General features: G+C 61.2%; 20 protein-coding genes. 17 read left to right on the forward strand and 3 right to left on the reverse strand.

Translation table 11 applies throughout. The annotated features are described in order from the left end of the window. The 13 genes from FG91_RS03195 to FG91_RS20815 all read left to right on the forward strand — a co-directional run. Positions 1 to 1,888, forward strand: a 1,888-nt coding sequence (locus tag FG91_RS03195) for a strawberry notch C-terminal domain-containing protein (RefSeq protein ID WP_327195776.1), incomplete at its 5' end; no start/stop codon positions are given. Between the two features lie 261 nt (positions 1,889 to 2,149). Beyond that, positions 2,150 to 2,611, forward strand: a complete 462-nt coding sequence (locus FG91_RS03200; RefSeq protein ID WP_037511903.1) for a MucR family transcriptional regulator — start codon at positions 2,150 to 2,152, stop codon at positions 2,609 to 2,611. Positions 2,612 to 3,093: 482 nt separating this feature from the next. Next, the gene (locus tag FG91_RS03205; protein WP_052182079.1) at positions 3,094 to 5,142 is read left to right on the forward strand and encodes a ParB/RepB/Spo0J family partition protein; all 2,049 of its coding nucleotides are present in this window, start codon (positions 3,094 to 3,096) and stop codon (positions 5,140 to 5,142) included. Between the two features lie 103 nt (positions 5,143 to 5,245). After that, a complete protein-coding gene (locus FG91_RS03210) occupies positions 5,246 to 5,449 on the forward strand; it encodes a hypothetical protein (protein WP_037511906.1) in 204 nt (67 codons plus the stop codon). 75 nt (positions 5,450 to 5,524) lie between these two features. Beyond that, positions 5,525 to 7,039, forward strand: coding sequence for an IS21 family transposase (gene istA / locus FG91_RS03215; protein WP_021238707.1), 1,515 nt, complete (start codon positions 5,525 to 5,527; stop codon positions 7,037 to 7,039). Then, positions 7,026 to 7,754, forward strand: a complete 729-nt coding sequence (istB, locus tag FG91_RS03220; protein ID WP_031304487.1) for an IS21-like element helper ATPase IstB — start codon at positions 7,026 to 7,028, stop codon at positions 7,752 to 7,754. The genes istA and istB overlap by 14 nt, the downstream gene beginning before the upstream one ends. Positions 7,755 to 7,926: 172 nt before the next feature. Continuing rightward, positions 7,927 to 8,328, forward strand: coding sequence for a hypothetical protein (locus FG91_RS03225; protein ID WP_052187265.1), 402 nt, complete (start codon positions 7,927 to 7,929; stop codon positions 8,326 to 8,328). Then, positions 8,325 to 9,218 (forward strand): ArdC family protein, encoded by an 894-nt coding sequence (locus FG91_RS03230; protein ID WP_037511914.1) that lies wholly within the window; start codon positions 8,325 to 8,327, stop codon positions 9,216 to 9,218. The genes FG91_RS03225 and FG91_RS03230 overlap by 4 nt, the downstream gene beginning before the upstream one ends. 81 nt (positions 9,219 to 9,299) lie before the next feature. Then, on the forward strand, positions 9,300 to 9,650 hold the full coding sequence (locus tag FG91_RS22230) for a hypothetical protein (protein WP_176473679.1): 351 nt from the start codon (positions 9,300 to 9,302) through the stop codon (positions 9,648 to 9,650). Between the two features lie 175 nt (positions 9,651 to 9,825). Beyond that, on the forward strand, positions 9,826 to 12,657 hold the full coding sequence (locus FG91_RS03235) for a TonB-dependent receptor plug domain-containing protein (RefSeq protein ID WP_161785621.1): 2,832 nt from the start codon (positions 9,826 to 9,828) through the stop codon (positions 12,655 to 12,657). A gap of 125 nt (positions 12,658 to 12,782) precedes the next feature. After that, a complete protein-coding gene (locus FG91_RS03240; RefSeq protein ID WP_037511917.1) occupies positions 12,783 to 14,348 on the forward strand; it encodes a sodium:solute symporter in 1,566 nt (521 codons plus the stop codon). After that, on the forward strand, positions 14,335 to 15,228 hold the full coding sequence (locus FG91_RS03245; RefSeq protein ID WP_037511919.1) for an N-acetylmuramic acid 6-phosphate etherase: 894 nt from the start codon (positions 14,335 to 14,337) through the stop codon (positions 15,226 to 15,228). Before FG91_RS03240 ends, FG91_RS03245 begins: the two co-directional genes overlap by 14 nt. 59 nt (positions 15,229 to 15,287) lie before the next feature. Further along, positions 15,288 to 16,364, forward strand: coding sequence for an acyltransferase family protein (locus FG91_RS20815; RefSeq protein ID WP_052182082.1), 1,077 nt, complete (start codon positions 15,288 to 15,290; stop codon positions 16,362 to 16,364). Between the two features lie 52 nt (positions 16,365 to 16,416). On the opposite strand, the gene FG91_RS03255 is transcribed toward FG91_RS20815, so the two are convergent. Then, on the reverse strand, positions 16,417 to 17,787 hold the full coding sequence (locus FG91_RS03255; RefSeq protein WP_037511921.1) for an FAD-binding oxidoreductase: 1,371 nt from the start codon (positions 17,785 to 17,787) through the stop codon (positions 16,417 to 16,419). Between the two features lie 57 nt (positions 17,788 to 17,844). Between FG91_RS03255 and FG91_RS03260 the strand changes: the two genes are divergently transcribed. Beyond that, a complete protein-coding gene (locus FG91_RS03260; protein WP_037511924.1) occupies positions 17,845 to 18,891 on the forward strand; it encodes an SIS domain-containing protein in 1,047 nt (348 codons plus the stop codon). After that, positions 18,888 to 20,018, forward strand: a complete 1,131-nt coding sequence (gene nagA, locus FG91_RS03265) for an N-acetylglucosamine-6-phosphate deacetylase (protein WP_037511927.1) — start codon at positions 18,888 to 18,890, stop codon at positions 20,016 to 20,018. Before FG91_RS03260 ends, nagA begins: the two co-directional genes overlap by 4 nt. A 24-nt stretch (positions 20,019 to 20,042) precedes the next feature. Here the strand turns inward: nagA and FG91_RS03270 are convergent, their stop codons facing one another. Then, entirely contained in the window at positions 20,043 to 21,272 is a 1,230-nt protein-coding gene (locus tag FG91_RS03270) for a cysteine desulfurase (protein WP_037511931.1), read from the reverse strand. Between the two features lie 323 nt (positions 21,273 to 21,595). Between FG91_RS03270 and FG91_RS03280 the strand changes: the two genes are divergently transcribed. Both FG91_RS03280 and gph read left to right on the forward strand, forming a co-directional pair. Next, positions 21,596 to 22,959 (forward strand): IS3 family transposase gene (locus FG91_RS03280; protein WP_443027728.1). Its coding sequence is split into 2 segments (ribosomal slippage): positions 21,596 to 21,943 and positions 21,946 to 22,959, totalling 1,362 coding nucleotides; the frame shifts between segments, so codons are not numbered across the junction. A 232-nt stretch (positions 22,960 to 23,191) separates the two neighbouring features. Next, positions 23,192 to 23,998 (forward strand): phosphoglycolate phosphatase, encoded by an 807-nt coding sequence (gene gph, locus FG91_RS03285; protein WP_235211457.1) that lies wholly within the window; start codon positions 23,192 to 23,194, stop codon positions 23,996 to 23,998. On the opposite strand, the gene FG91_RS03290 is transcribed toward gph, so the two are convergent. Further along, complete coding sequence (locus FG91_RS03290) at positions 23,977 to 25,074, reverse strand: anhydro-N-acetylmuramic acid kinase (RefSeq protein WP_037511939.1); 1,098 nt, start codon at positions 25,072 to 25,074, stop codon at positions 23,977 to 23,979. The genes gph and FG91_RS03290 overlap by 22 nt on opposite strands. Positions 25,075 to 25,114: the final 40 nt, after the last annotated feature.

Below are 25,114 nucleotides of genomic sequence, written 5' to 3' on the forward strand. Positions count from 1 at the left end.
GCCTGACCCGTCTCCGAACACTCTCTCTAACCCTCATAATATCTGGAGTGAAATCATGGAAAACCGAAGGAAACCTGCGCCTCGCGCCGCCACGCTCGACATAAACTGCGACTGCAAAGAACTCGTGATGGACTATCTTCAGGCGGCGTTTCCCACACGGGCCATGGAAGTAGTCAGCGATGAGGATGGCAATGAACGCTCGCGCCCGCTATCCGACGCCGACGGGAATCCGGTACATAGTCAAGAGGCGTTGCGGATTCGCGAGGACACGCTCGAACTGCTTGGCGCGATGCCGCCGATCGCGCCCGCCCTCGATGCCGTTATCGAGCGATTTGGGACCGACGCGGTTGCCGAGGTGACCGGACGAACGAAACGCCTCGTGCGTCTGCCGGACGGCAGCCAGAAACTGCAGTCGCGTTCGCCTTCGGCCTGCATGGCCGATGCCGACGCGTTCATGAACGGCGCCAAGCGCATTCTCGTCTTCTCGGACGCCGGTGGAACGGGTCGATCCTATCACGCCAGCCTCGATCACCAAAACCAGCAGCGCCGCGTTCACTTCCTACTCGAACCAGGCTGGCGCGCCGATCGCGCGGTCCAAGGGCTCGGCCGAACCAATCGGACCAACCAGGCACAGCCTCCGATCTTTCGCCCGGTGACGACCGATTGCCGCGGAGAACGCCGTTTCATCTCGACGATCGCGCGTCGGCTCGATGCGCTCGGCGCGCTTACCCGGGGACAGCGCCAGACTGGCGGGCAAAATCTCTTCGATCCGATGGACAATCTCGAAAGCGACTATGCCAAAGATGCGCTGCTGACCTGGTATCGACTCTTGCATCACGGTAAGCTGAAGAGCGTCACATTCGGCGATTTCTGTCACCGTACCGGGCTGCGCCTCGAATATGAGGGTGAGCTGGTCGACAAGCTGCCGCCCATCCAGCGGTGGCTTAACCGCATTCTTGCCCTGCCGATTGCGATCCAGAATGCGATCTTTGACGAGTATCTCGGGCTTGTCGAAACTCGCATCGATACCGCGAAAAAGGCTGGCACCTTCGATGCCGGAGTCGAAACCATCCGCGCCGACAAGCTGACGATCGCCGACGAAATAATCCTCCGCGGCGGGGCGGACACCTCGACCTCGACACGGCTCCTCACTGTGGAGGCTGAGTGGCAGCGCGACGTGCGCTCGCTGGCGGATGTGTCCGCACTGGCCGATCGTTTCGGCAACCGGGCGCTGCGCTTGCGCAACGGCCGTTCGGGTAAGGTTGCGCTGCAGACGCCGGCACGGACGCGCGTTACCGATACGGGCGAGGCCGTGGCGACTTGGCAGCTCACACGGCCCGGGCATCGCCAATACATCACTGCCGGTGACCTCGAAGAGAGCATGTGGGAGCCCGCCGACTTCGGGACATTCGAAATATGCTGGAAGGCCGAGTGCGATGAACTCGTCCAGGAGCCGAACCGCGAACGCTTCTTCCTCGCGGTTGGCCGCTTGCTTCCAATCTGGAATCTGCTGGGCGATGATCCTGAAGTTCGTCGCCTCGTGACCGCCGACGGGCGTGCGCTGCTTGGGCGTATTGTCCCGCGCGGCGATGTGAATACATTGCTCGGCAAGCTCGGCATAACTGGCGCCATCAGTCTAACACCGGAAGAAATTGTTGCGGCCGCCTGGGAAGGCAAGACGGTGGCGATCGGCAACAACACCGGTTTGACGCTCCAGCGAAGACGCGTGAATGGGGAATCGCGCCTCGAGCTCAGCGGATTTGATCCCCGGTCTTTGCCGACGCTAAAGGCTCAAGGCTGTTTCACGGAGATCATCCAGTTCAAGACCCGAATGTTCATCCCGGTGTCACGAGCTGCCGACATTGTCTCGGCGCTCTCTGCTAAATGAACCAGCAATCCGAAGGTAGTCCAGGAAGCAGTGGCGGCCAACAATAGAGGCATATTGTCGGAGTCGTCCGCGGTAGTCCTTGAAATGTCAACGTGTCTTCATTTGATAGCATTATAGACTTACACCCCTGTAAATTGTTGAAGTGTCAAATCATGGCACTTTCCAGCAGGCTCTCTCGCAGGTATAATGCAAAAACTGCTTGCAGGACGGCTCGCCAGTGGGGATTAGGGCACCGGTCGCAACCTAACCAGGAAAAGTCAAATGAACGATGTTCCCCAGGACACGGGTGATCTTCTCACCCTCACCGCAGATATTGTTGCCGCGCATGTTGGGAACAATAGTGTCGCAATATCAGATCTTTCCCTTCTAATCACCAACGTGCATGCCGCACTCTCCGGACTATCGCATCCCGCTGAAAAGCCGGAAGAGCCGCTTGTGCCGGCGGTTTCAATTCGGTCGTCGGTGAAACCCGACTACATCGTATGTCTTGAAGACGGAAAGAAGCTTAAAATGCTTCGCCGACACCTTATGACTCATTATGGGCTGACGCCCGAAGACTATCGGGCAAAATGGGGCCTGCCTGCCGATTATCCGATGGTCGCACCAAGCTATGCCGAGAAGCGGCGGGTGCTGGCAAAAGAAATCGGGCTCGGCACGAAGGGACGGGGTGGCGGCCGTAAACCTGCGCGCGGTGCCGCCAAACCGGCTGCAAAGCGCGCCTGATCACCAATCTGGCTGGCGAGGCGGCCTATGGCGCAGCCTCGCCACCACTTCCTGCCATTCCGCCTCATCGCGCGGCCCAAATTCAACCGTCGGAGCTTCCGACGTTGCCCCGACCTCGACCGGTCGGCGCCGGCAGATAGTGCAGCGCATATGCTCGATGACGTCTGTCGGCCGACTATCCCATCGGTGAAGAGCAAACCAACGCCACAATATTCCGCCGTCCACGACGCCCTGATGGCCACAGAATCCGCATCGCACCGCGACATTTGAGCGGTTTCGCCTGATCTCTTCGAGCGATTCAAAACTCCCAGCCACACACTCTTCCATAGGGGGACAGCGCCAGCGCGCAATGACCCGCGCTGCGCGGAACTATGGCGCGCCTTTGGCACGCCAAGGATGAGAGGGGAGGGGGAAGGAAGGGGGCGAGGCCCCTTGGGAGTTAAGCCCATGAACCGGGTCTCGGTTGTCACCGGAGATTCATCATGCAGAACCAGCCGATTCCTTTCAACAAGCTCCGCCTCTCGCCGGCCAATGCCCGCAAAACCTTTACCCAAGCCGGTATCGATGCCCTCGCGGTTTCGATCGACGCATATGGACTTCTTCAACCGGTCATCGTCAGCCCGGCTACCGACAAGAAGTCGTTCTTCGACGTTCATGCGGGCGGCCGACGCTGGCGCGCGATCGCGCAGCTCATCAAGAGCGGCAAGCTGCCAAAGAATGCGATGGTCGATGCGCGTGTGTGCAATGACGAAGCCGCCGCGCTCGCCGAAGAGATCAGTTTGGCCGAGAACATCATCCGCGAAGCCATGTCTCCCGCCGATGAATGCCGCGGTTATCGAGCGGCCATGGACAAGGGCGAAAGCGAAGAAGAACTCGCGCGGCGCATGGGCGTCACGGTTCGTCACGTTCAGGGGCGCCTCCGCCTCGCCGATCTTGCAGAGCCGATCTTCGACGCCCTTGCCGAAGGGAAAATCACCCTCGACGTCGCCAAGGCTTACGGCAGCACCTCCGATCGGGACACCCAGCTCGCAGCCTGGAATGTTTTCAAGGATAGCTGGCAAGGCGACCAGCCGCACACGATCCGGCGCTATGTCAACGACAGCGCGATCGAGGCGAACAGCGCGGTTGCTAAACTGGTCGGTGAGGAGGAGTATCTCGCCGCCGGTGGCCGCATCGAACGTGACCTCTTCGCCGGCGAGGGCGAAGGTCAATGGCTTGATCGCCCGATCGCCGAAGACATCGCACGCAGGAAGCTCGAGCAAGCTGCAGACGCCATGGCCGTCGGCACACTGGGATGGGTTCGGGTTCTCCTAGCCCAGCATGTTCCCCATTCGGCGACCGAAGGCTTGCACGACTATTACATCCGGCGCGGCGAGCTGAGCGAAGAAGACCAGGCCCGCATGATCGCGATCGAAGAGCGTCTGCAGTCGATCGAAGAAGAACTGGAGGATGCAACCGATCCGGACGTGATTTCACGTCTCGAAGCGGAGAATGAAGCGCTGGACGCCGAGCACACCGAGATCGACAAACGCAGCTATGTCATTCCGGAAGACGAACGACCGCATGTTGGAAAGTTCGTGGTGCTCGCCAGCGATGGCACCCCGAAGGCGTCGCACCGCTACTTTTCGACGAAGGCCCTCAAGCGCGAAAAGCAGTCGCAAAAGGTCACCGGCGGCGGTGCTGACCGCGCTGCCCTGGAGGACGCTCTTCCCCGGTCGCTCGAGGAGCAGCTTGCCAAGGAACGGCGTGACGTGTTGGCGTTGCACATCGCCCATGATCCCGCACTCGCGCTCGATCTGACCATCTTCCGCCTCGCGCGGAAATTTACGGGCCACGCCGCTTACAACGACACGGGCGTCATGGTGACGATCGGCGAGCTCTTTGACCCCGCCGGCGTCCCCGCCGCCCATTCAACGGCCGCACAAGATGGCCTCGACGCGGTCCGCTCCGGTCTTCCGTGCGATTGGGCAGGCGCCGACGACAGTTTCAGCGCGTTCATGGCGTTCCGCGAACTCGACGAAACGGACAAGGCAGCATGGCTTGCGTTTGCCGTCAGTCAAAGCCTTCAGGCGAGCCTCGCCAGCGGCGATCGCGCTAACCGCTTCCAATCCGAGCTTGGCGCGCTGCTCGAAATCGATACCGCCGAACACTGGCGGCCGAGCGCGGATGTCTTCTTCGACAAGATCCGCAAGCCGCAGATTCTGTCGATCCTGGGCAAGCTCGATCCCGAGCTTCCGGGTCGCTACGCCAGCGAAAAGAAGGCCGCCCTATCGTCTGCGGCCGCAAAACTCTGCGCCGGCGAAGCCATCGTCACGCCTGAGGTGAAGGCGCGGGCGCAGAGCTGGATCCCGGACGTCATGATGTTTCGCGCTGCCGGGACCCCGGATGAACCGGAAGCGCCGCTGGTCGACGATGACAGCAGCGAAGAGCAACCTGCCATCGATGACGCTGATGACGAGCAAGCCGACGAGGCCAACCCTGCCGTGAACGAGGTCGACCAGACCGAGGCCATTTTGGCCGACGCAGCCTGAGGCATCGCTGGGCGGCGCGGAAGCAAGGGTCTCGACTTCCAGTTGGAAGCCTGCCTCCGCGCCGCTGTCGACATTCTGAAATTTCTCTATTGGAGTCAACAAGATGCCCGATTGTGCATTTGCATCGATCGTCATCGGCGGCCGCGTGTCCGCCGACGACTTTATCACGCTCTGTCATCTGATCGTCTGTGAGGGTCTTTCCCGCGAGGAGGATGGAGAGGAATTCTCGCCAGAACTTCGAAGTGAAGGCCAGCCACTTCGCCTGTTTGAGGATCAGCGTGCAATAGGCACCCCCTTCGTGGGGTGATCGGCGTGCAAAAAGGACCCCTTCATCCCGGGGATTTAGTCGGCCGACGGGTTTTGATCAGTTGGCGAGAACGGGATGTTGATCGTGGAGACAGTGGTTCGGATTCGGCGTGAGCATGCAGCGGGTAAGGCGATCAAGGCGATCGCTCGTGACCTTCGTTTGTCGCGGAAGGTCGTCCGCAAAGCGATCCGGTCGCCGGAGGCGGCGTTCAACTATCAGCGCAAAGTCCAGCCGCTGCCGCGGATCGGTCCTTATCAGGATCGTCTCGATGCGCTGCTTGAGGAGAACGAAGGTCGCGGCCGCCGCGATCGGCTACGGATGACGCGTATCCATGACCTGCTGGTGCGCGAGGGGTTCGATGGATCCTATGATGCGGTGCGCCGCTATGCGGCGCGCTGGCGTGCTGCGCGGCGGAAGGATGCTGGCGAAGGCGCACCGGCGTTCATCCCGATGACCTTCCAGCCGGGTGAGGCCTACCAGTTCGACTGGAGCCACGAGGATGTGGAGATCGCCGGCAAGCCGATGCGGGTGAAGGTGGCGCATATGCGTCTCTGCGACTCGCGCGCACCCTATGTCCGGGCCTATCCGCGCGAGGGCCAGGAGATGCTGTTCGATGCCCATGCCCGGGCGTTCGCGTTCTTCGGCGGTGTGCCGCGACGCGGTATCTACGATAATATGAAGACGGCGGTGACGGCCGTGTTCACCGGCAAGGAGCGTGTGTTCAACCGCCGCTTCCTGATCATGACCGATCATTACATGGTCGAGCCGACCGCCTGCTCGCCGGCGGCGGGATGGGAGAAGGGCCAGGTCGAGCAGCAGGTCCAGACGATCCGAGGCCGCTTCTTCCAGCCGCGACTCCGGTTCGCCAGCCTGGCCGAGCTCAACGGGTGGCTGGAGGCCGAGTGCCGGCGCTGGGCCGAGCATCATGCCCATCCCGAACGCGGGGATATTACCGTCGCCGAGGCGCTGGATATGGAGCGACCGGCCCTGCAGCCGATCCTGGCACCGTTCGACGGCTTCCATGAGAGCGAGCATGCCGTCACCGGCACCTGCCTCATCAGCTTCGATCGCAACCGCTACTCGGTCATGTCGACGGCCGCACGCCGGACCGTTCAGGTGCGCTCCTATGCCGATCGCATCGTCATACGCTGCGGCGATGCGATCGTCGGGGAGCATGAGCGCCACTTCGGTCGGAACCGCACGATATACGATCCCTGGCATTATCTGCCGGTCCTCGCGCACAAGCCCGGCGCGCTGCGTAACGGCGCACCGTTCCAGGACTGGGATCTGCCGCCCGCCCTGCACCGATTACGGCGAAGGCTCGGCACCGGGGACGAGGCCGATCGCAGGTTCGTGCGGGTCCTCTCGGCGGTGCTCACCGATGGCCTGGAGCCGGTAGAGGCTGCCGTGCGCGAAGCGTTGGCGAACGGAACGGCCAGCGACGAGCTGATCCTCAACATCCTCTCCCGGCGCCGCGAGCCGGCGACACCCCACAGCATCGTCACTTCGGAAGACCGGATGCTGCAGCATCCTCCGCTCGCCGACTGTGCCCGCTATGATCTGCTGCGAGGCTATGATGCAGCGGCATGATATGATCGACACGATGCGCGGCCTCGGGCTCAAGGGCATGGCGGCGGCGTTCGACGAGGCGGTCACCACCGGCCTCCAGCGCAAGCGCACCACCATGGAGATACTGACCGACCTGCTCCGCGCCGAGGCGACCCACCGGGATGCAGCCTCCATCCGCTATCGGATGACGGCTGCGAGGCTGCCCGTGGTGAAGGACCTGGAGCGGTTCAGCTTCGAGGGCACGCCGATCAATGAGGAGATGATCCGGTCCCTTCATGACGGCTCCTTCCTCCCGCCTCGCCGCAATATCGTGCTGGTCGGCGGCACGGGGACAGGCAAGACCCACCTCGCCATCGCGATCACCGCCAATGTCGTGCGAAGGGGCGCTCGCGCCCGCTACTTCAACACCGTCGATCTGGTGACACGCCTCGAAGAGGAGACCCGGATCGGCAAAGGCGGGACCCTGGCGGCGCAGCTGTCGCGGCTCGACCTGATCGTGCTCGACGAGCTCGGTTATCTGCCGTTCGCCCGCTCGGGAGGGCAGTTGCTGTTCCACCTCATCAGCAAGCTTTATGAGCGGACCAGCGTCATCATCACCACGAACCTCGCCTTCGGCGAATGGCCTACCGTGTTCGGCGATCCCAAGATGACCACGGCGCTGCTCGACCGCGTCACCCACCACTGCGATATCGTCGAGACGGGCAACGACAGCTGGCGCTTCAAAAACCGCAGCTGACAGCCACCTTCGGCGCCTTCAAAAATCTATCTTGCGCTGCGCGCGCCTCCGGTCGGGCTACGCCCGCCCTCCGCCGCACGCAGCGCAAGGCCATCTTCAACAAACCAGCATCATATTATCCGAAAAGGGGGTCCCTCTTCGACGCCGATCGGGGGTCCCTTTTGAACGCCGTTTGACACGCCTGTTCGACCATCAAGCGATCGGCGGGCGTTTCGGCGCTCTGGAAGAATGGTGTGAGGATCGCGGCCTTCCGTTCACACGGACGTGCGCCGGCTATCCGGGAGGCTGGCGCGCCGAACGTGTCGTTTTCACGGGGCGCGGTCCCGTGGAAGATTATCCGGCGGACAACGATGGGAACGTCGTCGCTACCAGCGAGACTGTCAAAGCACATGAACACATCTCGACGCTGCGCGCCTGGTTCGCCGCCGCCGAATTCAAGATTCCCCCGCTGGTGATCACCTCCGAAGACGTCACGTCGCCCCGCGACATTTCCCGCGCGAGCGCGGGAAGGGAGGAAAGTGGGGGAGGAGGCGGCGAGCACCGCTCGCAGCTTCAGAAAGGACCAGCGACATGAAACCTCGTCACGATATCTATCAAACCATCACCGCCGAGCTAGCCGCTGCGATCGACGCCGGCGCCGGCCAGTGGCGTATGCCCTGGCACCATGACGGCGGGACGCTGATGCGGCCGACGAGTGCTGTCGGACGCGCTTATACCGGCATCAACCGCCTCGTCCTTTGGGCCTCTGCTGAAGCTCAAGGCTTTCAATCCGGCACCTGGGCAACCTACCGTCAGTGGACTGAGGTCGGCGCACAGGTGCGCCGCGGCGAAACCGGTACGCACGTCATTCTGTGGAAAAAGCAGGAGCGTGACGAACCCACGTCGGCGGATTCCGATGGCGAGGAACGCAGCGCCCGCTTCTTTGCTCGGAGCTTTGTCGTCTTCAACCAATCGCAGGTCGATGGCTCGCCCGAACGGACACTGGCAAGCGCACGGCCGATCGGCGAAACAGCCGCCTCTGCGAAACTGTTCCTCGAAAGCGTTGGCGTCCCTGTGCACTACGGCCCTTGGGACGCGTATTTTCGGCCCGATGAGGACCGCGTCTACATGCCCGACCGCGAAGCCTTCGACAGCGACGAAGGCTTCATTTCGACGCTCGGACATGAAATCGTTCATTCGACGGGAAGCGCGCAGCGCCTCGCCCGCGAAACGCTTCGGGACTATTTCAAGGATCGGACCATCCGGGCCCGCGAAGAGCTGGTTGCCGAGATCGGCGCCAGCTTCTTGATGGCCGACCTTGGTCTGGGCTATTCGCCAAGGGCGGATCACGCTGCTTATGTCTCGAGCTGGTTGACGGCGCTTGGCAACGACACGCGGGCGATCTTTCGCGCGGCCGCCGCGGCACAAGCGGCAACGGACTGGATCCACGCTCATGCCGCCTCAGCCCTCCCGATAGCGGCTTGATCGATGAGCGCGCCTTCACTTCGCACCCATCGGTTGCTCATCCTCGCCTGTTCCGCGACAAAGCGGCAAGATGACGGCTATATGCCCGCCATCGACCGCTATGACGGACCGCTTTGGCAAACGGTCCGTTGCCATGCGGGCGATCGCAAGATGCTGAAAATCACCGTGCTGTCCGCACGATATGGTTTCCTCGACTCCAGGTCGCCGATCCAGAACTACGGCACCCATTTTACTGGAGAGTTCGCGGATCGGATGATGGGCGGTGGACTGGGCCACGCTGGTCACGGCCGCCTCTTCCCTCAAGCCGGACAATTTCGGGATCGGCGCGGCTTGCGAGATGGCTTTGCTCAGGGCGCATGGCGATCGGCCTTTCACCGTTTTCCCCTTCGACTGGTATCAGTTTTAACACCAACTGCCGAACCTAACCTATGACCTAAAGCGTGGCGAGGCCATTGGAGGGTGTTTAGGCGTCGCGCACTCATGTCTGCCTATGACACAAAATCTACGGTTAGCGTTCAACGAACCGTAGATGCAGAGCGGGATAAACCCTATCCAAATAAGACGCCTACGCCGGGATCTCGACTCGTCACACGAGATGAGCAAGCGAATGGAATTGATGCTCAGCATAGCTGCTCATATTGGTATTGAAATGGTATATAACTGTGTTATTGTCGAGACAGGTTTGAAGAGGGGAGTGAGCAAAATGGGACGGATAAAAGGCGGATTCCTGCGTTGCGGGTCGGCGATAGCTTCAGCGATTGCGCTCATGTCAGCAAGTGCCGTGTTTGCGCAAGAAACCGATAGCACAACGAGCGAAGCGCGCGCGGAGACGGACATCATCGTCACCGGCACGCGTGTCCGTACGCCCGGCCTGACCTCCACCAGCCCGATCAGCGCGGTGGAGGGTGAGCAGATTTCGCTTCAACGGGCGGTCACGATCGAAGACTTCTCGGTCAAGATGCCGCAGCTCGCGGGCGGCGTGAACTCGACATCGGTGGGCAGCGACGCATTCGGCGCGCAGACCCTGGACCTGCGTAACCTCGGGCAGAACCGCACCCTCGTACTGATCAACGGAACGCGCGCCATTCCGTTCAGCTTCCGCAATGCGGTCGATGTCAACTCGATCCCGGCTCCCTTGCTCAAGCGCGTCGATGTGCTCACCGGCGGCGCTGCAGCGGTCTATGGCGCGGACGCCGTGGCAGGGGTCGTGAACTTCATCATCGATGATTCGTTTGAAGGGTGGCAGGCGAACGCAAATTATCGAGCGGTGTCGGGTGGAGCTTCGCAATTCGGTGGCCATGTGATGGGCGGCATGTCGCTCGGCGGCCGCGGCAATCTGGTGGTCTATGGCGAATACACCGAGCGCGACCCACTGCTGGCCGCGCACCGCGCCTTTGCGCGGCGCGGCGTGGCGACGTTGCCGATCGGCGGCAATTTCACCGACGTGGCGAGCGGTAGGACCTTTTCCTACGATGCGTTGGGCAATTTCACGCTGACGCCGCAATCGACCGACTACACCCCCGATTTCCTGCTCGTCCAGCCGTTGCGGCGCATCAACGCGAGCGCTTTTCTGAAATATGACGTGTTTGACAATGTCGAGCTCTATGGCCGCCTGATGTACTCCGACCTGCGGACGCGCGGCGGCAGCCGGTCGGGGCAGAATCCTCCGACCACAGGGGCCAATGGGATCAACGTCCAGATCGCCGAGAATAATCCATTCCTCGACCCCCAAGCGCGGGCGCGGCTGACCTTCGTCAACGGTTTCGCTACCGTCAACGTCCGGCGCTCGCTCGGCGAACTCGGTGTGACCTATGCGCAGAACAATCGCGAAACCATCCAGGGCCTGATCGGGCTACGTGGCAACATCACGCCTGCAATCAGCTGGGATGCCTATTATCAGCATGGCCAGTCCAAGGAATCGATCGTCGTCAAGGGCGACGGGACGCGGTCCGCCTTTGCCGGCCTAGCTAACACGACCGACATCTTCGGGCCGGGCGGTGACTTCACCAGCGTGCTGCGCGATTTCAATTTCGGCAACCGCAAACGCACGCAGCAGGTGGCATCCGCCTATGTTGCCGGCGATACGAGCGACTTCTTCGCTGGATGGGCAGGACCGATCGGCTTCACCGCAGGCTATGAATTCCGCCGAGAAACCGGCCGGTTTGTCTATGGCGCTGACCTCGGGACGTCGTTCAACCAGGGAACCGAATCGGCGCCGCTGGTTCCGCCCTTCGTCAAGGTGAACGAATTGTTCGGCGAACTAATCGTCCCCTTGCTGTCGGATTTACCGCTGGTCCAAAAGCTGACCGTCGAAGGCGCGTATCGTCGATCCTGGTATGAAAAATCGGTGGGCGCCGACCGGCGCTACGATACGAACAAGCTTGGCATCAACTGGATCGTCTCCGACGACCTACGGCTGCGCGGCACGCGCCAAACCGTCATTCGCGACGCCAATATTGGCGAATTCGCTAACCCAGTCTTTTCGATTCCCTTCGCTAATCTACGTACGGTTGCACGTCTTTTTCCGCGCTATGCCGGGGATCCGTGCGTGGGCGCGACCAATTCGGCGACGATCACGCAATGTACGGCGCAGGGATATCGGGGAGCCTATGATTCCAACAACCCCGCAAATCTGCAGGGCGGCTATTTCTTCGGTGGCAACGCGAACATCGAAGCCGAAAGGGGCAAAACTTACACGCTTGGCGGCGTCTTCACCCCGACCTTCCTGCGTGGTCTCAATCTTTCGGTGGACTGGTACAAGATCGATATTCGCAACGCGGTCGGCCAGATCCAACCCGTCGATGCGCTTACGAGCTGCTACATTACCGATCCAACGCCGGGCAATCCACTCTGCGCCGCAGTAACCAGGGATCCAACCACCGGTTACATCCTCAATGCCTTTGTCGATGATCGAAACCTTGCGCTTATCAAGCAGCAAGGCATCGACATCGACTTCCGTTATGGATTCGATCTCGATTTCGGTCCGCCGGAGAGCCGGCTCACCCTCGGCTATACGGCGAGCATCGTCACCAAATATTCGATCCAGCGTAACGCCGCGCTAACTCCCGTCGATTGCAAGGGAACCTATGGCGCTGCCTGTTCATCGGACCTTGTGACGCTGGTTGCACCAGATTTCCGGTCGCGCGCTACGATCACCTGGGACAGCAAGCCGTTGACGGTCCAGTTCGGATGGAAACGCATCGGATCGGTTCGCGATTCGACCGCGGGTAGCACCGGTCGGATTCCTGCTTATGATTATTTCGACCTGAACCTGGCGGTTCGTCCGCCCGTCGAGGGGCTGACCCTAGCCTTCGGGATCGACAATCTCTTTGACAAGAAGCCGCCGCTACCGGTCAATCCCGGGGCATACAATACATTCCCGGATACTTACGACGTGCTGGGAACCACCTTTGGCTTCTCCGTCACCCTAAGGCGGTGAGGGCGTGGAGTGGAGGCATTGTAGACACCTAGCCTCCATTCCACCAGGGCGAGTTGTCCAAGGCGCGGCGCATCAGACGATTTCTCAGGTCTGACGTCCGCGCCTCACCGCCATCCGGGGACATTATGCACACGTTACAATTTACTTCGCTGGATTGGTCGATTCTGATCGGATATGTCCTGATCCTCGCTATCGCCGGCTATGCCTCAACGCGGCGCAACATGCAGAATGCGGATGATTATTTTCTGGCCAGCCATCGCGCGCCAACATGGCTGGTTGCGGTGTCGGTTCTGTCGACCGTGCAATCGACAGCAACATTTCTGGGGGTCCCCGACAATAGCTTCAGGGGCAATTATACCTATCTGACGAGCGTGATCGGCGCGCTGATCGGCGCGTGGCTTGTTGCCGCCATCCTGATGCCGCGCTTTTATGCGATGGGCGCCACCACCGTCTATGAACTGCTCGAGGCCCGGTTCAGCCCGGCCGCTCGCCGAGCGGCAGGCGCCATGTATCTGGTCGGGCGGGTGTTTGCCAGTGGGGCGCGCCTCTATCTTGCTGCGATCGCCGTTTCGATGATCCTCTTCCTCGACGTCGCGCCCGAGCATATCATCATCGCCTCGTTTGTTTTGCTGGTCTTCGGCCTCGCCTTCACTTTTATGGGCGGCCTCAATTCTGTGATCTGGAGCGACCTGGTCCAAGTCGTGCTTTATGTCGGAGCGGCGATCTTCGTCGTCCTGTTCCTGCTGTCCAAGATTCCTGCGCCGGCCGCCGATATCTATACCGCGCTTGCGCATCCTCCCTCCGGAGCGAGCAAGTTGCAGGTCCTTGACTGGACGCTCGACCTCGGCACGCCCTTTTCGGTTCTGGCGGCAGTGACGGGGATGGTCCTGATCAACGCGGCGAATTCGGGTCTCGACCAAGATACGACGCAGCGCCTGCTCGCCTGCGATTCGGCGAAACAGGGCAGCCGCGCCCTCTACTGGTCCGTTCTGGCATCGATCCCCGTCATCCTGATCTTCCTCTTCATCGGCTCGCTGCTCTACATCTTCTATGAACGCCCCGACCTGATGGCGGCCATCCCGGGACAGATCGCGCCGACATTCCAGGGCGAAAAAATCACCGTTTTCATGAGCTTCATCCTGAGCGAAATCCCGCCCGGGTTGCGTGGGTTCGTAACGGTTGGCGTCATCGCCGCCGCCGCCATCAATTCGGGCCTGATCTCAATGGCCGCCGTAGCAATCAACGACTTCTACCGTCCTTTCATCGAGCGCAAGAGACCGCGCGACGAGCGTCACTTCATCCTCGCGGGGCGGCTTGCGACAGTTTTGCTGGGCGTCCTCCTCTTCCTGATGTCCATCGTCTGCTTCTATTGGCAGCGATACAGCGACATTCCCCTGCTCGAATTTGTCCTAGGAGTGATGGCATTCGCCTATTCAGGATTGCTAGGAGTCTATATAACAGCGGTGTTTTCAAAGCGCGGATCAACGGCGTCGGTCATCGCGGCCCTAGCGGTCGGCTTCATCGTCGTCATGCTGTTTCAACCGTTCACGATCGACGTGCTTGGCTTGCCCGAAGCACTAAAGAAAATCGCTTTCCCGTGGCACTTGTGCGTTGGCGTGACAGTTTCCACGCTGGTTTGCCTCATCGGCAACGCGAACAAGAAAGAGAGAAGCACAGATGCCGGGTACTGAAGCGATTGACCCACGTTATGCCGAAATCGACAATTGGCCGACGATCGACGCCGTGACCGCAATGATCGAGGGGCAACGAGAAGCGATCGAAGCCTTGAACAGCCAAGCGGATGCGATTGCCGCGGCGTGCGCAGCGGCCGCGCAGCGGCTTTTGTCTTCGCAAGGACGCCTGATCTATGTCGGCGCCGGGACATCCGGCCGCGTCGCGGTTCAGGACGGTGTCGAACTGACGCCTACCTTCGGCTGGCCGGAAGAGCGATTGCTGTATCTTCTGGCGGGCGGGCTCCCGGCACTCATCGAGAGCGCCGAAGGTGCCGAAGACGATGTTGCCGATGCCGAGAGGCAGATTGCCGAGCACGCCGTGAACGCGGCCGATGTCGTGGTAGCGGTGGCGGCGAGCGGGCGTACTCCGTTCACTTTGCGGGCAATCGAGGTTGCGCGGGCGCGCGGGGCGCTTACGATCGCGATCGCGAACAATGCATCGACGCCGATCCTCGAAGCCGCGCTGCACCCCATCTTGCTCGGCACCGGAAGCGAGATCATCAGCGGGTCGACGCGCATGAAGGCTGGCACGGCCCAGAAGGCCGCCGTCAACATCATCTCGACGACTATCATGCTGAAGCTCGGCAAGGTCTATCAGGGCCAGATGGTCGACATGATTGTCTCGAACGCGAAATTGCAGCGGCGGGCGGCCGGAATCGTACAGATGCTGACGAGTTGCTCCGAGGAAGAAGCCATGGCTGCCCTCAAACGGGGCGAAAACAGCATCTCCAAGGCGGTCCTCATCGCAAAAGGCAATACCCCCGAGGGGGCGGCAAAGCTTCTCGGAGACAACGGCGGAATATTGGGCAAGGCCATCGCAGCGCTCGGGGAGAAATGAAATGGCGCGATGTCGCAGAGCGATTTGACGGCATGCGCGGATCCTGACCGGCTGGTGCCATGACGCGATTGGCGCCCGCCCGCGACCTGCCGCTCGATTTCCTGCGGGGAGTCGATGTGATGCTGATGCTGCTGGTCAATTTCCTGGTGCCCGCGGCACCAGCGATCCTCCGGCACGCCGCCTGGCACGGCCTGACGCTAGCCGATATCGTCTTCCCGATATTTTTGTTCATTGTCGGCATCTCTGCATCGCTGGCTTTCGATGGACGTTTGCGGCGGCAGATGCCCTGGGGTGCGATTGCCCGGCGCGGGGCGTTGCTCTTCGCGATCGGCGTCGCGCTCAACTGGTGCCTGCGGCCTGGATTCGATTGGGATCAATTGCGGTGGGCAGGCGTGTTGCAGCGCATAGCCATCGTATATCTCGCTTGCGCGGTGATCGTCTCCGTCGGGCGCGGCGCGATCGTTCCGCTGGGACTGGGGCTGGCGATCATCGCCACTCACACATTCGTTCTGCTGAACATCGGTGCAGAAAATACTGTAGCCAGCCTCGCTCCCGGAGCGGGCATCAGCGGGTGGCTCGATCGGCAACTCCCGCCGGGATTGATATTGCGCGGCAGCTGGGATCCGGAGGGCATTTTGTCCACGCTGCCTTCCATGGCGAGCGGTTTCCTTGGCGTCGCGCTTGCGCGCTGGGCCAGCGCGCCGAGGCCCATCTGGCGCCTCGCGTTCGCCGGCATCCTCCTCGTGCTGACCGGGCTGCTGACGACGATCGTCATCCCGATCAACAAGGATTTGTGGACCGCGAGTTTCGTGCTTGTGACGTCGGGGATCGGCGCGTCGGGTTACGCTGCGGTTCGCGCCGCCTGGCCCGTGCTGCAGCCGCATGGGTGGGCGAAGCAGTTCGTCGCCGTGGGCCAGGCGGCGTTGACCATCTATGTGATCCATATGCTCCTGATCGCCCTGCTGCGCCTTCCGCCGGGCGGCGAGGACCGGCTCTGGGACAGCCTGCTCGCGGGGCTTCGGGCGTCCGGTCTGTCGGCCATGTGGGCGTCGGTGCTATTTGCCGTTCTTGCGGTAATTCTTTGCAGGTTGCTGCTGGCACCGCTTCAACGCCGCGGCCTTTTGCTGCGGGTGTAGGCGGGTCCGCATGACGCCGGCGTGGTCGTCGCGGGCCTGGCGGCTTTCGGCATCATGCTGCGAATATCTTGCCAGGATTGAAGATGCCCTCCGGATCGAGCGCCTGCTTGAGTTGCCGCATGATCTCGACGGAAGCCGTCCCGTTCTCGCGCAGCAGGGAGTCGCGCTTGCCCAAGCCGATCCCATGTTCACCCGTGCAGGTTCCGCCAACCGAGAGCGCGTGATCGATCATGGCATCGTTGATGACCGCCGCCTTTTGCCACGAGGGCTTGTCGTCGGGATGGAGAATGAAGAAGACGTGGAAATTCCCGTCGCCGACATGGCCCAGGATCGGAGCGAACAGCCCCGATGCTTCGATCATCGTTTCCGCACGCGAAATGGCTTCGGCCAATCGCGAAATGGGGACGCAAATGTCGGTGATCCAGGCTTGCGCCTCAGGAACCATTGACCGCGATGCCCAAAGCAGATGGTGCCGCGCCTTCCATAGCAAGTTCCGTTCCTCCGTCGCGGTCGCGGACCTGAGTGTCCCGCCGCCGTTGGCATCTCCCAGAACGCGAACGATTTCCAATTGCTCGGAGATGCTGGCGCCGGAACCGTGGAACTCCAGAAAGAGGGTTGGACATTCGGGGAGACCGAGATGGCTCTGGCGGTTGCACGCGATCATCGCGCGCGTGTCGAGAAGCTCCATGCGCGCGATGGCGATCCCAGATTGGATGGTCTGAATCACGGTATCGACCGCACCCTCTATGCTGGCGAAATCCCAGCTTGCGGAAACGATCTGTTCGGGTTGCCCATGAAGGCGCAGGGTCGCCTCCACGATTAGGCCCAAAGTGCCTTCGGATCCGGCGAAGAGATGAGTAAGGTCGTAGCCCGCCGCCGATTTGCGGGCCCGGGTCCCCGTCTGGATCAGATCGCCAGTTGCCGTAACGACCTTGAGGGCAAGCAGATTGTCGCGCATGTTGCCGTAACGTACAGTCGTCGTTCCGGACGCCCGGGTTGCGATCATCCCGCCGATGGTTGCGTTCGCCCCGGGATCGACCGGAAAAAAGAGACCTGTGGTGCGCAGCTCCTCGTTGAGCTGTTCGCGCGTTACGCCCGGCTGAACCACGACAAGTAGATCTTCCGGGGAAATCTCGACTATCTCGTTCATGCGCGAAAAATCTACGACGAGCGTGTCCGATGTGACGGCGGCCGCGTTCCCCTCGAGAGAAGTGCCGGCACCATAACCCACGATCGGGACGCCCTGCGCGGCAGCTGCGCGAACTAGCTGGCGAACCTCCTCGATCGACACGGGCTGTGCCACCAGTGCCGGAAGTTCGCCCGGATGGTGACCCTCGGTTTGCGTATAGGCGACGCGCGCGGTTTCAGCGGTGATCAGTCGGTCGCCAAGGAAATTCGAAAGCATGTCGCGCAGATGGGTCATGCCGCGAATATATCTGCCTTGCGGATCAAGGTAAACTGGTATTATACAGGTATTATAATGAACGCAGCCCGTCACCCCACCTCCACCCTGATGTTTTCCGAGGCCAGCGAGGCTGGCCAGATCGTGGCCAAGCAGTTGTCGGACAATGCTGTCTTGGCGAAGGAACTGGCGAAGCTGATACTGCGCCCCGCAACGCACACGATTTTCACCTGCGCCCGCGGCAGTTCGGATCACGCTGCCGCCTATGGGAAATTCCTGTTCGAGGCACATCTTCGCAAGACGGTATCGTCACACCCGCCATCGATGGGTTCGGTATACCGCGTACCGATGGAGCACATGGCGGGGCAGCCGTTTATCGTCGTGTCGCAGTCGGGTAAGAGCCCCGATCTGCTTGCGTCCGCCGAGGTGGCGCGAGAGGCCGGGGCGATCGTCATCGCGATGGTCAACGACGAAAGCGCACCGCTCGTACCTCTCGCCGACATCGTCATACCGCTCCGCGCGGGACCGGAGCGAAGCGTCGCAGCAACCAAAAGCTTCATTGCGACGCTTTCGGCCTTCGCCCAGATCATATCCGAATGCGCCGGCGGACAAGCCCTCGACCCCGTCATTGCTGCCCTGCCGGATCAGTTGTGCCAAGCTTGGGCCGTGTCATGGGACGAGGCTCTGGCACCTTTCTCGCAGGCACGCAGCCTCTTCGTCCTCGGGCGCGGCCCGTCATTCGGGATCGCACTCGAAGCGGCGTTGAAGTTCAAGGAAACATGCGGAATTCATGCAGAGGCTTTCAGCACGGCAGAGGTCGCGCACGGCCCGATGGCAGTGATCGATCGCAACTTCCCTATCCTGGTCTTCCCGCCGCTCGATGAAGCCCGGGCGGGGATGGACGCATTGCTTCGCCTGTTCCTCGAAAAAGAGGCAATCGTGGCTGGGGCCGGACCAGTCGGACATGGGGCCATCGAACTTCCCGTCGTCGCAGGCCTGCATCCTGTGACCGCGCCTATCACGATGATCCAGTCCTACTACCGCCTTGCCAACGCTCTTGCGATTGAACGAGGACTTGATCCCGACAGGCCGCCGTTGCTCAGGAAGGTTACCGAAACAATATGACTAGAAAGGCTTTGATCGGCGCGCGAATCCTCTCGGAAAGGGGATGGCGATCAGATCACGCATTGCTGATCGAGCGATCGGCGATCGTCGACATCGTACCCGATAGCGGCGTCCCGACCGACTTTGATCCAGTTCGCTTGGACGGCGGCATGCTCGTTCCCGGTTTTATCGATACGCAAGTGAACGGGGGTGGCGGCGTATTGTTCAACGAATCCCCGACGATCGACGGGATTAGGGCGATCACCGAGGCACACAGGGCATTCGGGACCACGGCCTTGCTTCCTACCCTCATCAGTGATGATTTCGACGTGATTGAGCGCGGGATAGCCGCAGTACGTGACGCTATCGCGATCGGGACCCCCGGCGTTCTGGGAATCCATATTGAAGGCCCCTTTCTGAACATTGAAAAGAAAGGCATTCACGACGCATCGAAAATCCGCAAGATGGATGAGCGGGCCGTGAATCTGCTTTCCTCGCTAGGTGCAGGAAAAACACTTGTGACCCTCGCGCCCGAAATGGTCGCTACCGGCCTGATCGCCGAATTGACGGCTCGGGGCGTCATTGTCTCTGCCGGACACACGCTGGCAACAAGCGAGGATATGGATCGCGCAATCAGCGAAGGGCTTCGGGCAATCACCCATTTGTTCAACGCTATGCCCCCGTTAGCTAGCCGGACGCCAGGAGTCGCAGGGGCTGGATTGGCGTCCCCGCTGATTTGTGGCGTGATAGTCGATGGCCACCATGTTCATCCGACCGCGCTGCGGGCCGCTTTCCGCGCGAAGGGTCCCGACGAATTGATGCTCGTAACGGACTCCATGCCGACGGTCGGCACCGATATCGATACATTCTTCCTTGGCGAGACCGAGATTTTTCGCAACGAAGGTGCACTGCGCTCGGCTGACGGAACCTTGGCCGGCTCCGACCTCGACATGGCTCGGGCCATTCGGAACGCTGTTTCGAACATGCACGTCGAACTTGCGGACGCTTGCAAGATGGCGAGCGCGACGCCGGCGGCTTTGCTGGGGCTGACCGGCACCTATGGATGCCTCGCGCCGCGCGCGCGCGCAGATATCGTGCACCTCTCCGAAGACATTGAGATCGTCCGGACCTGGATCGGCGGCGAGTAGCGAGCACCCTCCAGGCGGCCGACCTCACTTTAGGATTGCCAACGCCTCTTCCACTGCATCGGCAAGAGCGTCGACTTCATCCAGCGTGCTGTACATGGCGAACGATGCGCGGCAGGTCGAACTGAAGCCTAGCATTTGATGGAGCGGTTGAGTGCAGTGCGCGCCGGCACGGACGCAGATACCCTTGGCGTCCAGGATCGCCGCTATATCGTTCGCATGGGCGCCGGCAGAGGCGAACGTCAGAATTGGACCGGGCTTTTCGGCATCGCCGAAGACGGTGATGTTTGGAATAGCCGCGAATCGAGCCCGCGCGTGGCGACCAAGCGCTGCCTCGTGGGTAGCGATAGTCGTACGCCCCACGCCCTCGACATAGTCGAGGGCGGCGACAAGTCCGATCGCTTCCAGAATTGGCGGCGTCCCGGCCTCGAACTTGTGCGGCGCGGCAGCATATTCGACGTGATCGCGGCCGAAGGTTGCGACCATCTCGCCGCCGCCGAGCATCGGTGGCATGCGTTCGAGCCAGCCGGGCTTGGCATAGAGAGCCCCGATACCCGTCGGCCCATAAAGCTTGTGACCGGTGAGCGCATAGAAATCGACGTCGAGCGCCGAAACGTCGATTGCGTGATGTACCACGGCCTGGGTTCCATCTGCGAGCACAGGAACGCCCTTTTCATGGGCAAGCCGAACAATTGCCTCGAGCGGTGTCAATACCCCGAAAACATTCGACATGTGTGTGACCGCCACGAGCCGCGTGCGAGGCGTGATCGCGTCGGCGAAGGCGGTGGGATCGAGATTGCCGAAGGCGTCGGGATCGACCCAGCGCAAGACGATGCCGTGCCGCTCCCGAAGCAAATGCCACGGGACCAGATTGGCGTGATGGTCGAGCGAGGAAACAACGATCTCATCCCCCGGTGCAACGATAGCGGCAAAGGCTGACGCCACGAGATTGATCGCCTCGGTTGCAGATTTCGTAAAAATAATCTGCTCTGCGCCGGGAGCGTTCAAAAAGGACTGCAGCCGGGCCCGCGCGCCTTCGTAGCTCGCGGTCGCGAGGCCGCTAAGCCGGTGGGCTCCGCGATGGACATTGGCATAACGGGTGAAAGCGCCATCGGTCATGCTGTCCATCACGCAGCGCGGTTTTTGCGCCGACGCCGCATTGTCTAAATATATACCCGACAAACCCGCGATCAATGGGAAGTCGCTCCTGATCACATTGGGGTCCCAGACCTTCTGGACTGGCTCGGGGTGCAGCATCGCGAAACCTCCTTCAGATCCGTCCTTGCTCCACAAGCCTGTCGATGTCCCCCTTGGAATAGCCGAGCCACTCCTTTAGGATATCGCCACTATGCTCGCCGAGCCCAGGCGCACCGCGAATGATTTCGGTCGGCGTCCCCCACATTTTGAGAGCCGGCGCCTGAAATGGGACCGAGCCTGCGACGGCATGCGGCACGTCGACGATCTGCCGACGGTGAAGAACTTGGGGGTTCGTGACTGTCCGCCGTCAGCGCCAATGGCACAGATTTGAGGTTGTGATTTAAGGAGGATTTGGGCTTCGTCGTAGTGACGAAGGAACGAAGATGAAGCCCAAATCCTCCTTGAAAAAATCGGCGCCGAAGGCCCCAGCTGAGCGGGTGGTGAAGGACATACGGCGTGCGACGCGCCGGCACTTCTCTGCAGAGGACAAAATCAGGATCGTGCTGGAGGGGCTGCGCGGCGAAGACAGCATCGCCGAGCTGTGCCGCAAGGAAGGCATCGCCCAGAGCCTGTATTACACCTGGTCGAAGGAGTTCATGGAAGCGGGCAAGCGTCGTCTGGCCGGCGATACCGCCCGAGCTGCGACCACCGGCGAGGTGCACGACCTGCGCCGCGAAGCCCGTGCCCTGAAGGAATGCGTGGCCGACCTGACGCTGGAAAACCGTCTGCTCAAAAAAAGCATGATCGCGGATGGGGGCGACGAAGAATGAGGTATCCCGCATCTGAGAAGCTCGAGATCATCAGGATCGTCGAGCAGTCGCATCTGCCCGCCAAGCGGACGCTGGACCAGCTCGGCATCCCCCGCCGGACCTTCTATCGATGGTATGACCGCTACCTCGAAGGCGGGCCGGAGGCGCTGGAGGATCGGCCATCGGCGCCGAGCCGGGTGTGGAATCGCATCGGCAACGATATCCAGCAGCAGATCGTCGAGATGGCGCTGGACGAGTCCGAGCTATCGCCCCGCGAGTTGGCTGTGCGCTTTACCGACGAGAAGCGCTACTTCGTGTCGGAATCGACGGTTTACCGGCTTCTGAAAGCCCATGACCTGATCACCAGCCCGGCCTTCATCGTGATCAAGGCAGCCGATGCGTTCCACACCAAGACGACGCGGCCGAACGAGATGTGGCAGACCGACTTCACCTACTTCAAAATCATCGGTTGGGGCTGGGTGTATCTGTCGACCGTGCTCGACGACTTCTCCCGCTATGTCATCGCCTGGAAGCTTTGCACCACCATGCGCGCCGGGGACGTCACCGACACGCTGGAACTGGCGCTTGAAGCCTCGGGCTGTTCGTCAGCCAGGGTCGTGCAAAAGCCCAGGCTGCTCAGCGATAATGGTCCGAGCTACATCGCCGAGGAGCTGGCCCAATGGATCGGTGCCAACGGTATGAGCCATGTCCGCGGCGCCCCGATGCATCCCCAGACCCAAGGCAAGATCGAGCGCTGGCACCAGACCCTCAAGAACCGAATCCTGCTGGAAAATTACTTCCTGCCCGGCGATCTGGAGACCCGGATCGAGGCCTTCATCGACCACTATAATCACCGCCGATATCACGAAAGCCTCGGCAATGTGACGCCCGCCGACACCTACTTCGGCAGGGCTGACGCCATCATCAAACAGCGCGAAAGGATCAAACGGAAGACCATCGAACACCGACGCTTGCAGCACCGCAAGCTCGCCGCTTAATATCAACCCCAGGACGAGGCCCGCGCTCCGCTAATCTACGCCGCGATCTGCGCCAAATGTTCTGACGACGGACACTCCGTTCCGTCGCGCCGTTCGACTGCTTTCGCCCGTCGATCCGATGCGCCTAATACCAGATTGTAACCAATTTTGGTAGCAGCGCAATCCGACGGAAAAGCGGCGACATCGAGCGGGCCGCGATGGTCGCGCCCCGGGATAGATTCGACGCGCCAGAATGGCCGGAATGGAAGGCGGGTCGCATAATTGGCCCTTGTATTGCGATCTGGGGCCGGGCATCAGCATGGCAATGCGGGGCCCGAAAATTGATACAATAGTATTTGACCTTGACGGGACGCTTGTCGACACGGCTCCCGATCTCATTGCTGCGCTCAATCATTCGCTGGAAGTCCTTGGCCGGCCTACCGTCGAGCCGATGCTCGTGCGCCCCCTTGCCGGCCACGGCGCGCGCGCGCTGCTGGATGCAGGACTGACGCTTAGCGGAGATGCGCCGGAGGAACTGATCGCACGAGCCATTCCCGTATTCTTGGAACACTATGCCGACAATATTTGTACGTTTTCGGCACCCTATCCGGGACTGGAACTCGCGCTCGAAGAGTTGCGGATCGAGGGCTTCAGGCTCGCGATTTGCACCAATAAGCCGGAGGGACTTGCGAACCATCTGGTCGAAGCGCTCGGCTGGGCTGGTGTGTTCGACGCTATTATCGGTGGCGACACATTGCCTGTTCGAAAACCCGATCCACTACCGTTGCTCACCGCAATTACGCAGGCCAAAGGGGCCAAGGCCATCTATGTTGGAGATTCGGCGGTCGATGTAGCGACAGCGAGAGCCGCGGCGATGCCGTCGATTGCTGTCGGCTTCGGATTTTCCGACGTGTGCGCCAGCCAGCTTGGCGCGGATTTGCACATCGATCATTTCGACATGCTCCCCGCCGCCGTGCGGTCGATCATTGCACCCGCCACACTGATCGCACAGCGCGTGAGTCTCGACCTTGACTCCGGTCAGGCGACCGTCGCCGTCTGAGCCTTGTAGAGCTTTCCGGCCGTGGTGGGGCTGGGCGCGCCCGTCGTGTTCGGGAAGGTCACCGGCAACCCCCGAACCGAGCGCGCCGCGATAAATCCGATGGCTTCGGCTTCGATAAAATCTCCGCGCAACCCGAAATCGTCAGCGCTTTCACAAGCGCCAAGCACTTCTCGCAAGGCCTCCATTATGACGGGATTATGTCGCCCGCCACCGCAAATGATCCATAGTTCCGGTTGTTCGGGGAGCTGGCGTGCGCCCAGCGCCACGGAATTGGCGGTAAACGCGACCAACGTCGCCGCTGCGTCGGCGGCCGAGAGATCATCCACGATATCGAGCGGAAAGTCGTAGCGATCCAACGACTTCGGGCCTTCACGCTCGAAATAGGGATGCGCAAGTAAATGACTCAGCACTGCCTGATTGACCTCTCCGCTCGCGGCCAGCGCTCCGCCATCATCATATCGGCCAAGACCGCGCTTCTGGACCGTGAGATCGAGCATCCCATTGCCGGGCCCGGTATCGAGTGCGATGATTTGTTCATCGCTGCCAATGAACGTGAAATTCGCGACGCCGCCTACATTGAGAAAGGCGATTGGACCTGACTTCCCGATCTTCCGTGCCAGTGCGGCGTGATAGATGGGAACAAGAGGCGCGCCCTCTCCGCCAACGGCCATATCGGCCTGCCGAACGTCCGCGACAACGTCAACGCCGAGCGTATTGGCGATTCTTGCAGGGTCGCCAATCTGGATCGTCAACCCGCGGTCGGGCCGGTGAAGGACGGTTTGGCCGTGATAACCGATCAATTCGATCTTACCGGCCCCCGGTTTGGAGAGAAGTTCGCGCGCGCAGCGTACATGCGCGCTGACAATGATATCGTCAGCCTCCGCCAACAGTCTCGGTTCGGCCGTACCGGTCGCCACAAACTGTTCGGTGGCGTCTTTGACGATGGCGCGCTCTGCGGTCGAGAATGAGGTGAGGTGCGTCGGGCCGAAGTCGTCGATTGCTTCGCCATCGGAACTCAAAATGGCCGCATCAACGCCATCGAGCGATGTCCCGCTCATGAAACCAAGAATGCGCATCTCTCGTTCCCCTAACCGTAGTCGATGTTGCGCACCTGCT

It is taken from the genome of Sphingopyxis sp. LC81 (genome assembly GCF_000756375.1).
GTDB lineage: Bacteria > Pseudomonadota > Alphaproteobacteria > Sphingomonadales > Sphingomonadaceae > Sphingopyxis.

Excerpts from the sequence above, each read along its gene's own strand:
- FG91_RS03270 (WP_037511931.1), bottom strand. The coding sequence starts at position 21,272 with ATGCTGCACCCCGAGCCAGTCCAGAAGGTCTGGGACCCCAATGTGATC.
- FG91_RS22230 (WP_176473679.1), top strand. The coding sequence starts at position 9,300 with ATGCCCGCCATCGACCGCTATGACGGACCGCTTTGGCAAACGGTCCGT.
- gph (WP_235211457.1), top strand. The coding sequence starts at position 23,192 with ATGGCCGGAATGGAAGGCGGGTCGCATAATTGGCCCTTGTATTGCGAT.
- FG91_RS03205 (WP_052182079.1), top strand. The coding sequence starts at position 3,094 with ATGCAGAACCAGCCGATTCCTTTCAACAAGCTCCGCCTCTCGCCGGCC.
- FG91_RS03290 (WP_037511939.1), bottom strand. The coding sequence starts at position 25,074 with ATGCGCATTCTTGGTTTCATGAGCGGGACATCGCTCGATGGCGTTGAT.
- FG91_RS20815 (WP_052182082.1), top strand. The coding sequence starts at position 15,288 with ATGACGCGATTGGCGCCCGCCCGCGACCTGCCGCTCGATTTCCTGCGG.
- FG91_RS03255 (WP_037511921.1), bottom strand. The coding sequence starts at position 17,787 with ATGACCCATCTGCGCGACATGCTTTCGAATTTCCTTGGCGACCGACTG.
- istB (WP_031304487.1), top strand. The coding sequence starts at position 7,026 with ATGCAGCGGCATGATATGATCGACACGATGCGCGGCCTCGGGCTCAAG.
- FG91_RS03240 (WP_037511917.1), top strand. The coding sequence starts at position 12,783 with ATGCACACGTTACAATTTACTTCGCTGGATTGGTCGATTCTGATCGGA.
- FG91_RS03235 (WP_161785621.1), top strand. The coding sequence starts at position 9,826 with ATGGAATTGATGCTCAGCATAGCTGCTCATATTGGTATTGAAATGGTA.
- FG91_RS03245 (WP_037511919.1), top strand. The coding sequence starts at position 14,335 with ATGCCGGGTACTGAAGCGATTGACCCACGTTATGCCGAAATCGACAAT.
- FG91_RS03200 (WP_037511903.1), top strand. The coding sequence starts at position 2,150 with ATGAACGATGTTCCCCAGGACACGGGTGATCTTCTCACCCTCACCGCA.
- nagA (WP_037511927.1), top strand. The coding sequence starts at position 18,888 with ATGACTAGAAAGGCTTTGATCGGCGCGCGAATCCTCTCGGAAAGGGGA.
- FG91_RS03210 (WP_037511906.1), top strand. The coding sequence starts at position 5,246 with ATGCCCGATTGTGCATTTGCATCGATCGTCATCGGCGGCCGCGTGTCC.
- FG91_RS03260 (WP_037511924.1), top strand. The coding sequence starts at position 17,845 with ATGAACGCAGCCCGTCACCCCACCTCCACCCTGATGTTTTCCGAGGCC.
- FG91_RS03230 (WP_037511914.1), top strand. The coding sequence starts at position 8,325 with ATGAAACCTCGTCACGATATCTATCAAACCATCACCGCCGAGCTAGCC.
- istA (WP_021238707.1), top strand. The coding sequence starts at position 5,525 with ATGTTGATCGTGGAGACAGTGGTTCGGATTCGGCGTGAGCATGCAGCG.